The organism is Fibrobacter sp. (assembly GCF_017545445.1).
In the GTDB taxonomy this organism is placed as follows: domain Bacteria; phylum Fibrobacterota; class Fibrobacteria; order Fibrobacterales; family Fibrobacteraceae; genus Fibrobacter.
The window spans coordinates 1-13,742 of the sequence record NZ_JAFWOM010000112.1; the positions used below are offsets into that span (position 1 = coordinate 1).

8 protein-coding genes are annotated in these 13,742 nt (G+C 47.8%); 2 read left to right on the forward strand and 6 right to left on the reverse strand.

Annotated features, from left to right (window positions below; all coding sequences use genetic code 11):
- The 4 genes from IKG78_RS12415 to IKG78_RS12430 all read right to left on the reverse strand — a co-directional run.
- The coding region (locus IKG78_RS12415; protein ID WP_290943908.1) for an adenosylhomocysteinase at positions 1 to 960 on the reverse strand (960 nt) is incomplete at its 3' end.
- 445 nt (positions 961 to 1,405) lie between these two features.
- Positions 1,406 to 3,142 carry a DUF4153 domain-containing protein gene (locus tag IKG78_RS12420; RefSeq protein ID WP_290943910.1) on the reverse strand — a complete coding sequence of 579 codons (1,737 nt, stop codon included), beginning with the start codon at positions 3,140 to 3,142 and terminating at the stop codon, positions 1,406 to 1,408.
- 251 nt (positions 3,143 to 3,393) lie between these two features.
- The gene (locus tag IKG78_RS12425; protein WP_290943912.1) at positions 3,394 to 5,535 is read right to left on the reverse strand and encodes an FISUMP domain-containing protein; all 2,142 of its coding nucleotides are present in this window, start codon (positions 5,533 to 5,535) and stop codon (positions 3,394 to 3,396) included.
- Complete coding sequence (locus IKG78_RS12430; protein WP_290943914.1) at positions 5,532 to 6,380, reverse strand: TIGR02147 family protein; 849 nt, start codon at positions 6,378 to 6,380, stop codon at positions 5,532 to 5,534. Before IKG78_RS12430 ends, IKG78_RS12425 begins: the two co-directional genes overlap by 4 nt.
- A 430-nt stretch (positions 6,381 to 6,810) precedes the next feature.
- Here IKG78_RS12430 and IKG78_RS12435 point away from each other — a divergent pair, with 430 nt between their 5' ends.
- Positions 6,811 to 10,524 (forward strand): peptidase A26, encoded by a 3,714-nt coding sequence (locus IKG78_RS12435; RefSeq protein WP_290943916.1) that lies wholly within the window; start codon positions 6,811 to 6,813, stop codon positions 10,522 to 10,524.
- A 7-nt stretch (positions 10,525 to 10,531) separates the two neighbouring features.
- Here IKG78_RS12435 and IKG78_RS12440 read toward each other — a convergent pair whose 3' ends face one another.
- Complete coding sequence (locus IKG78_RS12440; protein ID WP_290943919.1) at positions 10,532 to 12,277, reverse strand: DUF4153 domain-containing protein; 1,746 nt, start codon at positions 12,275 to 12,277, stop codon at positions 10,532 to 10,534.
- A 101-nt stretch (positions 12,278 to 12,378) separates the two neighbouring features.
- A complete protein-coding gene (locus IKG78_RS12445; protein WP_290943921.1) occupies positions 12,379 to 12,630 on the reverse strand; it encodes a hypothetical protein in 252 nt (83 codons plus the stop codon).
- Between the two features lie 172 nt (positions 12,631 to 12,802).
- Between IKG78_RS12445 and IKG78_RS12450 the strand changes: the two genes are divergently transcribed.
- Positions 12,803 to 13,705, forward strand: coding sequence for an FKBP-type peptidyl-prolyl cis-trans isomerase (locus IKG78_RS12450; protein ID WP_290943923.1), 903 nt, complete (start codon positions 12,803 to 12,805; stop codon positions 13,703 to 13,705).
- Positions 13,706 to 13,742 lie beyond the last annotated feature (37 nt).

Sequence of the window (13,742 nt, forward strand, 5' to 3'; positions counted from 1 at the left end):
GGTGGTGGTCACGAAGATGTCGGCGTAGCTCACGACTTCGTCGAGGGTCTTGACTTCGTAGCCTTCCATGGCGGCCTGCAGAGCGCAAATCGGGTCGATTTCGGTGATGATCACGCGAGCGCCCTGACCGCGGAGGGACTGGGCGCAGCCCTTACCCACGTCGCCGTAGCCGCACACGACGGCAATCTTGCCTGCCATCATCACGTCGGTGGCGCGGTTGATGCCGTCGATGAGGGAGTGGCGGCAGCCGTAGAGGTTGTCGAACTTGGACTTGGTCACGGAATCGTTCACGTTGATTGCCGGGAACTTGAGGCGTCCGGCCTGGGCCATCTGGTAAAGGCGATGCACGCCGGTAGTAGTTTCTTCGGAAACGCCGCGGAGAGCTTCGCGGGCGCGGGTCCACTGCTTCGGGTCCTTCTCGAAAATCTTGCGGCACGTGGCGAGGAACACGCCCCATTCTTCGCTGTCGGTAGCGGGGTTGAATTCGGGCACCTTGCCGGCGTCTTCGAATTCGGCGCCGCAGGTCACGAGCATGGTGGCGTCGCCACCGTCATCGACGATGAGGTCTGCGGTCTTACCATCGGGCCACACGAGGGCGCGAGCGGTGTTTTCCCAATAGTCTTCCAAGGATTCACCCTTCCAGGCGAACACGGGCACACCCTGCGGGTTCTCGATCGTTCCCTTCTTGCCCACCACGACGGCGGCGGCAGCGTTGTCCTGCGTGCTGAAGATGTTGCAGCTGACCCAGCGCACGTCGGCACCGAGGTCCACGAGCGTCTCGATGAGGATGGCGGTCTGCACGGTCATGTGGAGGCTGCCCATGATGCGGGCTCCGGCGAGCGGCTTCTTGCCGGCGTATTCCTTGCGGAGGGCCATGAGGCCCGGCATTTCGGTTTCGGCGAGGTCGAGTTCCTTGCGGCCTTCAATCGCAAGGTTGATATCCTTAATTTTGTATTCCATAATGTTTCCTTTTGGCACGGGCTTTGTGGCGATTGTTTGTGATGCCTCAAACCGTACCGGCTTATTTATGCGTAAATATAGTTATATGCATAAAAAGAGTCAAGCCGATTGTGCCGCAGGAAGTGCTGAAAATGCATAGATTTTTGCCTCCGGTTCAAGCTTGCTTTCGTGGCAATTTTGCTAAATGGCGGTGAAAACGGGTGTTTTGGGGTTGATTTCACCGCCACTTTGATATGTTGTATGTGCAAAAAACGCAAAGTGGAGGCCTTATGGCTACTTTTTGGCGGTGAAAATGGACTTTTTTAAGCGGCTTTCACCGCCACGCGGCTTCGGAGATTCCGCCGAACGGTCTTTTTTATTGTTGATAACGTAATTTTGGCGGTGAAATTAGACTTTTTTGAGCCGTTTTCACCGCCATTTTTCGATTTTTCCCGTTTTTCGCCAGCTATTCCATGAAAAGCATGCCGCGGAGACGCAGCCCCCTTTCTCGTTCGTGTTTTTCGTTTTCCCATTGGCCGAACTTGATGAATTCTACTTCGAATCTGGCGCCTTCGGTTTCGAGGACTTTTATGTCTTTGTCGATCCAGCGTTGTTTGAGCACATGGAAATTGAAAACCTTGCTGCTTGTCGAATCGGTGTCCTTGAGCGGATAATCGAAAAACAACGTATCGTTCCGGGTTACGAATTCTTCGTCTTTGAACGTGTAATTCACGAAAGCTACTTTGCTGAAACTTTCGGGCATTGTGTGGATTTTGCCATTTTTAACAGTTCTGCTAATTGTGCGGTATTTTTTGACGATGTTCGCTAGGTCGCTTTCTTTGGGAAAGTACTGATAAAGTTTTTCGTCGTGTCTGGAATGGAGTTCCTTCACTTGGTAGGCGGCGATACTCGCTTTTTTCCCGTCCTTTTCCCAGAGGTTAGAGAAGAATTCTTTTGCGTCTTTTTCGCTGAGCGGGAATGTGCTGTAGCCTTCGGTGGCGAGGGTTTCCTTGATATTCTTTAGCCATGCGTTGCGGGTGATGGTGGGGCCGATAGCGAGAGACACTAGCATCAAGCATGAAATGATGATAACATATTTAGATGGAATGATTTTAGGGATGCAATCAAGTATAGCGCAAATGCAAATGATAATGCATAACGCTGATGCAGTAATTCGATTTTCCGTAACGCCGTATTCAGAAAATCTTTGGATGATTGCGATGGTTGCCGTAACGATAGGGATAAAGTAAGTGCATGAGAGAATTTTGGCGATTTTCTTTTCGGAAGAAGGTTCGGGATTTATCAGCGCTGGATAATATTCGTTTTTGATTATGTGCGCCAAAACTAAGGAAATTATTGCTAGATAAAAAATTGTTCTTGTTGAAAATGACCATTGCAGCAAGGCCGCGATATCGTAAAAGTGAACGGTGAGGGCGTAAATGGCGTAAAGTGGTAAAATTATGAACTTGAAGTAGTCGAATGAAATATTAAACCACTTTGATTTTATGGTTATCACAAAATTTTTTAAAGTAGGAGTTTCTTCGATGCATTTGTCAATGGACGGAATGCCTGTCATGAAGATAATGGGGAATACTGTGAAAATGTAAAATATGATTATTAAAATTATTGCTTTAATGCAGAGATCTTTATTGCTTTCAGATATTGCTCCAATTATAGCTAGGAGTATGATTGGTACCAAGAACGAGAAGGTTGTGTTAATTGTGGGGATAATTGCCTGCTTGCCCATTTTTTTGCAGTAAACCCAAAAGGCGTTGTCATTCTTTTGGTTCCAGAACGGGCCGATGAGTATGGCTAGAATGCTAATGGTGAAAATACTGGTTATTACAACGTTTATGAATTTGCTGTCATAATAATTGTCTGTGGTGAATTTGCAAATAACGAGTGTTACTGATATGAGGAGCCAACCCACACTTGTGATAATTTGCGGTGCTTTGCGAGTGCTTTTTCGTGATTCTTGGATGAGTGAAGTCGCGAGGGCGATGAGCATTGCCGCTATGGGATAAATGCATAGCCAAAAATCAAGGCTTTGGCTGAATGTTGTTTTTTTGGGGAATATTTTGGATAATTCTACAAAATCGAATATGATTGCAATTGATGATAAAATTGCGAACGCAATGGCGAGCGGGAACCGCTTGAATGCGTTCAGAATGAGGCTTGGGTATTCTTTTAGTGTTTTCTGCATTTGTTTTAAATATAAGATAAGTTCGAGAATATTGCAAAAAGAAGATCCCGCAACAAGTGCGGGATGACAGAAAGTGTAGAGGCCGGGATGACGGATGCAAAGGCGACCCCGGCACGGAGGCCGGGGTGACAGATGCAAAGGCGATCCCGCAACAAGTGCGGGATGACATTGTGGCCGGGATGACAGTGTAATGAAGAATGTTACTGGATCCCTCGCGACTTTCGCCGCTCGGGATGACAATGCTAACCAATTTACTTCTTTATGCAACGGATGGTAAAATAGGATTTGTACAAACTTGATGAAGGATCGTAATCGGGAGGTTGAATGCGAGTATAGGTAGTATCTGGCTTTTTGTACCAATAGGTCTTTGTGCCATAGGGTTTGATTTCAATGAAACGCCGATTCCCTTCACTGTCGATTTCGTTCATCCACATCATTGTAATGTATCCTTGCCAAGGTGAATAAAGTATTTCGGTGGTGTCGATGATTCTTCCTGTTGCTATAAAACTCAAACCATAGGTGTCGGGTGTGGTGTAAGCGGATCCAGTACTACCAAGTTGCGAAAAGACATGCCAAAAATTAGATGATGTAACGACAGCGCTGCTGGAATCTATTGGTCCGATATCTGCAATATCGCTAGAATCCGGGAGGTTCCAACCTTCGGGACAAACCTCACCCGCGACGTTTACGCTGTAGTACCGCCCGACGTTCTTGCAGCTGTCTTCGAGGCATCGGGTTTCTTTTGTTAGCACGCTGTCGGGGAATCCGGCGTACTTCATATTTTCTACAATCCACGTTTTGCCCTTGAAATCTAAGGTGTGGTAAACGTAGTTGTCGCGCGGATCCTTGAAACGTCCGTAATCGATTTCAGGGTTGAAGTAATATTCTGCAGGATAATCCGTGTGCCATTCGTAAGTGGGTCGCCATGTTTTGTTGTAGCATATATATTCAATAAAGCCGGTGACATGGTTGTCATAATCTCTCAGCTTGATGCGCTTGTTGTCGGTATCGCATGGTCGGTTATAGAACTCGCTCCATTTTCCGTCTTGGCATACGTAGTACAAATTTACCTCTCTAGAACTTGGCAATGTTTGACCATCGCTGTTGCATTCGACTTTTGACATTTCAATGTCGTTTTTGCTGGCGTAATCCCAGCCTTCGTCCATGCAGGGGGCGTTTGTAGTGTAGGAGTCATGATGCCTGCAGAAGGGTTCCTTGCGGCACACGTATGTTATGTGCTGATGGTCCGGGTTATTGATCAGCTTGCCGTGCTTATCGCAGGGCTCATTGCGAGTCGCTATGTCGATGGTTTCGGCCTTGTACCAGCCAGAATCGAGACTACATGCATACACGGAATCCACACGTGCGGTTCCTATGTACTTTCCTTCCTTGTTGCAGGGTTTCTGGTATGTGTAAACCTCCTTTTCCGTAGGCTTGTCCCAGCCGAAATCCCTGCATATAAAGCGGATATTCCCTATGCCTATGGAATCAGTCCTGTATTCCCCTATGCGGATGGAGTCTTTCAGCGCGCTGGTGCAATAGGGGATATCAAAGCACTTTCGTGCCACGTTGTTTACAAGCGACGGGGGAATGGGACGCAACATCCAGCTGGCACAGCCCTTGGGGGTGTATGCGGAATTGTCGTAGAGAATGTAGTTCGGGAAGACGTTTCTCGGGTAAGTGTTGGCTAGCAGCTGCGGGTATGATTCATCTCGGAAATTTCTCAGATTATCAAAGTTGCAGTAGTACTTTTTCTCGAGGGTTCCGGTCTGGGCGAAGGTCGCTTTCAGATCTTTGTAGAATTCGGATTGTGTTGTTCCGCCGAATATGTAATCAAGCGCATCGTTGATCATATATGATTCTATTTGCGGGTATGCTTGCAAGAGCGTGTCAATGCCGATAGCGTTGAACAGCTCCCATTTGGCAGTATTGTAGGCTACGCTTTCGGATAAGCCGCTTTTGGTGAGCTCCGCGATACGGCCTTCGAGAATATTATTTAATGTAATCAGGTATGATTTAGTAGAAGTGCTGGAGGAGGAAATGGTTGTGCCACCTTTGTTTTCAGTGATAAGCGTTGTGGCACTGCTAGATACGCTGATGGAACTGGTGGTGACTATGGCGCTTTTGTATTCTGTGAGATCTATGCCACAGCCTTTCCACTTGCCGTACCCACCATCGTTTCCGCCATATTGCTCTATGACAACATAAATGGTGTAGGATGAACTCGTAATGAATGGTATTGTGTCAATTGCACTGCTAGACAAACTTTCAGCAGCGCTCGAAGAACTTTGCTGTGCGACGGTGTTCTCGTCTTCCCATGTCCCTGCAACATCGTCGGTGCAGGCGAAAAATGCGATGGAGCAAACGAGAAATAAATATCTCAACTGGCTCATTGTTGTCCTCCTTTTTTGCAATCCCTTTTGCTTATTTTGTCCGTTAGCGGAAAAAGTTGTAAGTTCAGTCGATAGACCTGGTTGATGTTCTGGCATTCGCGGGCGATGTCGATAACTTTTTTGCGGCAGTCGTTGATGACGTCAACGATGCGGGCGTAGGCGGATTCGTCGATGCCCATGGTGACTCCCGAAAAATTGCGTTCTTCGACGGGGTCCTTTTCGATGGAGCGCGTGGCGAGTGCGGCCATCTTCTTGTTCATGGTGCGGATGGCGAGCGGGATGGCTTCCTTGGAGCCCTTGACCGACTTTTCAGTTTGTTCGTAAGTACCGTCGCCCGTTTTGACGAGGAGTCCTGATTTTACCAGGAATTGCAAAATTTCGCGGACGTTGAGCGCCGATGTCTTTTCACGGATTTTATCGGCGATTTTGCTGGGGTCTGCTTGCGGCATTAGCGGGGCGAGTTCACGTACGATAGGGCAGGCCGGAGTTTCGTAAAAGCGGAATGCGTCCGCGTCGAGGATGCGTATTTTGTTCATGCTCGCTTCGCGCCCGAGTTCGCGAAGTGCCTCCTCCTTTTCTGTAGCACTTTTCGCGTTCCCGAATTTGACGAGCAGCCCGAAATAGGTGTAGTCGAACCCTTCTAGCCCCATGGCCCGCGCGACTTTTGCTATTCCTGGCTTGCTCAGGCGCGTATTCCCGTCGCAGACCAGCTTGAGGTAGGTCGGGGAAACAAAACCGGCAAGGCTTGCAAATTCTCGCCAAGTAAAGTAAGATGTCCTTTTACGTTCTTCGTAAAAGTCTCGCATGTAAAGGCGATAATCGTTGTATTCGATTATTGGTTTCATGAAATTAAAAATATTACAAAATTTGCGTTTTTATAATAAAAAATGGCGGTTTTTTGCAAAAAATTTTGAGTTTTTGAAAATATGATACAAACGTGTGTCATTGGGTTAGACGAAGGATCCAGTGAAGGTATGGGGGGTGGGCACGGGCCTACGGCCCTTTGAGGTATGGGGTAGATCATTGTAATTAGAAACACCCCAAGCGAAGCGACCCCAAAGGCACAACGTGCCGACCTCATACCTCATAGCTATTGACTACTGACCAATGACTAAAGAATGTTACTGGATCCTTCACGGCTTACACCGTTCAGGATGACGACGCAAACCATTGACTATTGACCAATAACTAACCACTAAATTACCTTTACAATTTGCACAAAGTGTGCTTTAAATTATATATTAGAAGAGATGGCGTCTGGGAGAAGGGGATATTATGAAAAATGTCTTTTCTTTTGTGGCCGCCTTGATTCTCGCTGTGTTTGCGCAGCTCTCCTTTGCCGCATGGGACGGCTCCGCCAAGATTCCCAAGATGGTGGGTAGCGGGGAATCCTCCTATTACGAAATTACGTCTCCCGAAGAACTCGTCGGATTTTTGGATTCCGTGATTGCAGCGCATAATTCAAACATGGATATTCGCGCCTACTTGAAAAGCGATATCGTGTTTGGTTCGGATACGTCTAAACTTTGTTCGAAACGCTGGAACAGGAGCACCGTGCAAGGTATGTTCGGGGGTGAGTTCGATGGGCGCGGGCATACCATTTACGGATTGAATGCGGAGAAACCTCTTTTTGAATCCATTGTGCGGCAGAGGGTGGAGGGTGTTCATGATTTGAACATTGCGAACAGTTCTTTTGGGAGCGATTCTGTTCTTGTTGCAGCGACCATCGTCAATTCGCTTAAATCGGTTGTCAGGAACGTGAACATTTATAATACCGATATTAAAGGGTTGGAATCCGCTGGCGGAATTGCCGTATCTGTGGTTGCTTCGGCGACAGACCCCGCCATGATTCTGAATAGTAGTGTTGTTGGCGGTTCCGTTGGCGCCTCGATAAAAGCGGGCGGCATTGCCGCTACGGCTTCGGGTAATATTTTGGGCTGCAGCAATTCGGCGAAGGTTTATAACAAAGCTAATCCGTCGGAATCGCTGTATGGGAATGGGAGAGAAGTCTATTTTGGCGGTATTGTGGGGCAATCCCGTGTATTGAATGGCGTAGCCATGGCAAGTTGCGTCAACCGCGGAAAAGTGGAAGTGGATTTGCCGTACCGCATTGCCTATGTCGGCGGCATTGTCGGTAGTCTTGTCGGCAATGTCGAAAACCTCCAGAATTACGGGGATGTGTCTTCCAAGGTTGTCGTTGTTGGGTCAACAGTGGCGGCTGCAGGATTTATGGCTTCTTATTCTATGTCTTATGTCGGTGGAATTATTGGCCGGCATGCTAATGAACAGGATATCACGAAACTCACGACGCATTTGGATTTGAAGGATTTGTTGAACAGCGGTAAAGTTTCTGCAATGTATCAAAGCAGCGAGAGATCGGTTGGACTTTATGTTGGCGGTATTCTGGGTAGTAGTGCTTATGCGAGTGTAATCAATGCGTTGAACTTGGGTTCGATTGAGGCTAGCGGTGATGCCAAGGAATTATTTTTGAATGTTGGCGGCGTTATGGGCGAAGCGCTGTCGGCTTATAAGGATGAAGTCTTTACGATGCTCAAGAATCGTGGAAACATCACCGCCGAAGGTACGTTCGAGACTCTAGTGGGGGGAATTATAGGACGGATGAGCTATTGGTCCCGCCCAACGATATATAACGGCTTTGCGTTGGAGAAGTCTTTTAACTATGGTAACGTGACGGGTATTACGTCGGATACGGCGACGAGTTCGGATTCCTTGCATGTCGGCGGTCTTGTTGGCAACGCCTATATGGCGCGGATAGCCGATGCCTATAATCACGGGCGGGTCGAGGCGAAAGGCAAGCTGGCGCGTGGCGCAAGCTGTGCTGGCGGGATTGCTGGTATATCGGATAATCTGTTGTGGTATCTTAACAATGTTTATAGCGCCGCACCCGAAGTGAAGGGGGATGCTGTTGGGGGAATTGTCGGTTATGCACGAAATATAAGACAAGAGGAAACCGTGTTTTATGATGGAACGCTTGCCAATATCGCTCCTTTCGGTGTCGCTTACGACACATCCGCCCTTGCGGACTTCAAGAAAACGACTGCGGAACTGCAAAGCGATACGATGGTAACCTTCTTCAATACCTCGGGTGGGACGGAGGACAATCGTAAAATCTGGACGCGTCGCGGCGAGTACCCTGTACTTGTATCCGATGGGCTCTACAAGAACGATTCGCTTTTCTTTGGTCAAGACAAGTACGAGATGCCAGCGGCCCGCCTTGAAGGGGATACACTGCACTACACGATTTCTACGGCGGGAGAACTCAAGACGTTCCTGCAGCTAGGGCGCACTTTCGACAGTAAAAAATTCTATGTCGAACTTGCGAAGGACATTGTCATGGGAAAAGATCCTATGTACCTCATGAATCGGAAAATGACGGTTGATACGAGCGGGGCGTGCTTTAACATGGTTCTCGACGGCAAGGGTCATACCATATACGGACTCAACTTGACGACGGCGATGTTCTTTTGCTTGGATACTAGCGCGGTCGTTCAGAACTTGACGATTGCCAACAGCCGTTTCGAGAATGACAAGGAATTGCCTGCCGCGTCTGTCGCTATCGAGAATAGTGGAACCATCAAGAATGTGACGGTGCAAAAAAGCTTTGTGAGGGGCGGGTTCCGGACCGGCGGAATTGTGGCGTACAATTACCATATTTTCCCCGGGACGCTTATGGACGTGAAAAACGAGAATACGAGCGTCATGGGCGGAATTGGTGGAGGTATTGCCGGAGAATCTACGGGTCCGATTTTGAATGCGAGCAATTCTGGGCGTGTGGAAGCTGGAAGGGCTGGAGGCATTGTTGGGAATACGTATGATTCCGGGAAAAAAACGAATATCGTTAAGGGGTGCTCCAATACAGGGTTTGTCTATGCTTCTGGTTATAGCTGGACAGAGGCCGGAGGTATTGTGGCGGGCGGTTCAAGAATGGTTCTTCGTAATAATCGGAATACGGGCGTGGTTCAGGCGAGCTCGAAAAATGTGGCTGACTATAAAAGTGCGGCTATCGTCGGTGGTATTGCAGGATATTTAAACGTAGTGGATTCCCTTTCGGATGTGGGCAACTGGGGGCCTGTGCATGGCTTGTCTGCGGATACGGTCTATGCAGGCGGATTGGTGGGTTATCTGCGTGGCGCGGATTCCAGCCGGTCGTCCATTACGGAGTCGTACAATTATGGCCCTGTGAATGTGAAAGCGGCTGTATCGTTTTCTGTGGCGGGCGGCCTTGTCGGGAAACTCCAGGGGACTAACGTCAAGAATAGCTATAACAGGGCGCTGATCAAAAATAATGATGCTTCGGCCATGAGCTATGCAGGGGGAATCGCTGCATTGACGGAGGGATTGTCGCTTACGATGAGTTACTCCTATACGGATACGTTGTCCGGGAAAAACGTCGGTGCCGTCCTCTACAGTTATGATGGACAAAATAATACTTTGGATGGACTTTACTATGGTGACGGTGTGAAAGCCCCTGCGATTGCAAGCGCTTCTTCGCATAGCTCAAACAAGTCGCAGAATATCACGGCGACCACTTTCGAGAAGTTGAAGACGGAACATAGCTACTTGACCGATGCGTCATGGGTGTTCGGGAATTGTCTCCCCAGGATGAAATCTGACACGACTTCGAGATGCGCGATGAATGCGGTTGCCGATCCGGATAATGTTTATGTATTATCGTACCCGTTGGGATTCACGGACGATGTCGTCTATGCGGAAGGTGGTAGCCATGGCGGAGATCTTACCCCTGTGAAGATGAAACCTGCGGTGATGAAGTTGCGGGTAGATGTGGATTCGCGCCTTGTTACCGTTTCTGGCTTGGCGGAGAATCGCCCTGTTGCTGTGCTCGATATGCAGGGGAGAGTTGTGGCGACTGCACGTACTCATGGAGCTTCCGCAGTTTTCGAAGTGCCGCGCGCAGGCCGCTACATTGTACGCAGTGGCCCACAAACACGCCTCTTCACCGTCCGGTAATTGAGAATTACTTTATAAAAAGTAACCCGTCGATTCTGAGCGATTGTCCGGTTTTGGACCATTGCTCCGTACGCAATTCCCTTATCCCTATTATAGCACTGTCTGTTTCGATGATGTTTAGGGAATCAATCTGGAGTTCTTGCTTGGTGACGCGGAAATCGTAAGTGGAATGTATTGAAGTGTCCTTGTCGTCTGTAATAGTGATTAAGAACGAGAGCGTGTCGCCACGGTATTGGAAATCGTCGCTATCGAAATCAAGATCTATGAAGAATGCTTTTTTTACGCCTTGGGGAATTTGAAGCGCATTCTGGTTGACATTGCTGATTTTCGCTTCGAAGGTATCGAATATTTCGGTGGTGTCTTCGCTTGCTTCCTTGTCCATGGCATCTCGGACGAGTCGGTCGATGTCTTCTAGAGATCGCTCTGTGGAAAAATATTTGGAAACGCTTGCTTTTCCGGAATTACTTATCGAGAGCATGTACGAAAGGACTTTTCTTGAATCGGGGTCGTTGTTGTTCCTGAGCGTCTGTATGAATTTTTCGGTACTTGCTTCGTTCAGCGGGAATTCGGTGTAGCCTTGTTTGGTAAGCTCATTTTTGATTTTATCTTGCCAAACGTAATCGATGATGTTCGGTGCGCTAAGCGGTCCTACGCAGACGATGAGGAGTATGGTGCAAAAGGCGATGGCCATGTATTTGGACTTGCACTCGATTTTTTTGATGAGCAGTATAGCGATGGCGATGTAGAAAAAGACGTTGGTCGCGATAAGGTAGATGGCCAATTCGTCCATTTCGTCGGACATAAATTGGAATATGGATAAAGTCATCAAGAGGACGAGAGGGAATATGGCGATGGGGAAAATTTCGAGGACTTTCTTTTCGAGGGTCGGATTGGGATTCAGACGTGACGGGTACATGACGATGTTTAACGCCAGCATGAAAACCATGAAGGTGACGACGAGCCAAATGATGACTTCGTATGGAATGTCCTGCGTGATGAAAAATTTGAGGATATAGCAGTAAAAGAGCGCTAGGGAAACGGCGAGTACCGGGATGAATAAAAATTGGCAAATGCTTGTGACGAACTTGCTTGACGTGGGTGTTGTCTCCAAGCATTCGTCGATGGTCGGGAGTGTCGAAAAGAACAAGAGCGGCAGTATGGTGCTCGTACAGAAAATGAATATGTATAAGAAAGGCCTTTCGGAGGGATCTGTAAAGCCGAATAGGCCGAAGAATCCTAGAAAGAGAAGTTCCATTGCAAGAAGTAGAAGCCCTGCAACGATTGTGGCGACGACAAGAGATTTGACGGTTTTCGTCAGGTGGACCCAAAAAGCGTTTTCGTTTTTTTGCTTAAAGAATGGTGCGACGAATAGGCCCAAAAAGATTGTCGTGTAAATAAAGACGAGCGCTCCTATGGTCTGGCTCATTTCATAATCGTTTAATGTGTTTGGATAGAGGACAATCAACCACGAAATGACAAACCATGCGATGCCTGTGATGGCTTGGATTTTTGGATTTCTGTTTTTGAGTGCTTCTTGAACAAGTGAAGTATCGAGGGCGATGAACATCGCTGCGATGGGATAAATCGCAAGCCAGAGTAAGAACCTGGCGGATTGTTCGCTGGGGATGTTAAAGCTTTCGCAAACAATGAGGAATGCGATGGTCGTAAAAATGGCAAACGCCACTGCAAGCGGGAATCGCTTGAACGCCGTCGAAATTTGGTTCGGGTATTTCTTGATTTTAGCAAAGTCCATAAGCTATAATATAGCATGATGGAAATCGAAAATATGCAAGTCAAAAAAACGTACTTGAAAAAACGCTCGCTGGAGAGCGAGCTTGACAGAAATATGGAAAATTAGAAGATATCTTCGAGGAAAGAAGGAATGATGACGCTTACGATGGCCCAGGGGTAAGATAGAGCCCCTTTTAGCCAGCCGGTCGCGGAATAAACGGGTTCGCTTGGAGTGATGCTCAATCCTTTGTAATCGTGTGAGGAAGATTCCATAATGACCTTGGTTAAGGAATCTTTAACGTTATTAACGGAATCTTCGAACTGCTTTTTTTGGGCAGCCGCAGAATCTATATAACACTTAAAGCTGTTTTTCATGGGATTTTTTCCTTTCGACGAAAAATATAGTAAAAAAATAAGTAGTTTTAAAGGAAAAATGTGTGTTTTTGTTTACACTCATGGAAATAAGAGAATTTCATCACATTTTATGGCGCACTATGGGCATAAAAAAGTATTTTAAGGTGGAAAAATTAAGGACCGGATCCGTTTTATGAAATTTCTTCATGTATTGCCGATATTTTTAGTTGGGGGAACTCTTGTTGCGTGTGGTGGCAGTCGGCCAGCCCCCGCGGTTGAATCAAATGTGTCTAAAACGTCTGCGGAAAAAACGATTTCTGCAAAGACTCCTGTAAATGCTTCTACAGCACAGACTTCTGCAAAGGCGCCCGAACTTACGCCTGCTCCGGTCGCTACGCCGGTCCAAGAACAGAAAGTGTTTATGGACAATCCAGTCGATCGTTACAGTTATGCGCTCGGTGTTGATTTTGGCCGTGCTGTTTCGAATATCAATGTTCCCGTAAAGCTAGAAGTCCTTATCAGTGCCATGCGTGATATCATCGATCCTAGCCGCGAAGTCCTGATGACGGATTCGGTTACCGAAGCGGCTTTGCAGGACTTGCTCACCCAGATGCAGCAGCAGAAAGATATTGACGATGCCACAGCCGCCCGAAAGGCGATGGGCGACCAAGCCGCGTTCCTAGCGCAAAACATCAAGGACCCGAGAGTATGGGTCACGAAGAAGGGCGTGCAGTACCTCATCCTCAAGGAGGGGACGGGAATCAAGCCCAAACCTTCTGACAAGGTCCAGGTTCATTATGTCGGTACGCTCTTGGACGGAACGGAATTTGATAACAGTGTCAAGCGCGGTGTTCCGCTTGAGTTCCCAGTGACGGCGGTCATCGAAGGTTGGCAGGACTTGCTTCTGGAGATGAAGGTCGGCGAAAAGGTCAAGGCCTGGATTCCGAGTGCACTTGCTTATGGTGAAGCGGGCGCTCCGCCTTCTATTCCGCCTAACTCGCTGTTGGTGTTCGAAGTGGAACTTTTGCAGGTCTTTGCGAATGTGCCGTCTGGCTCGTCGATGGTTCCGGCAAAAGGTTCTATTATAACACCTTAAAGTGAACCTCTAAAAATTGACGAATTACGGTTTAAAA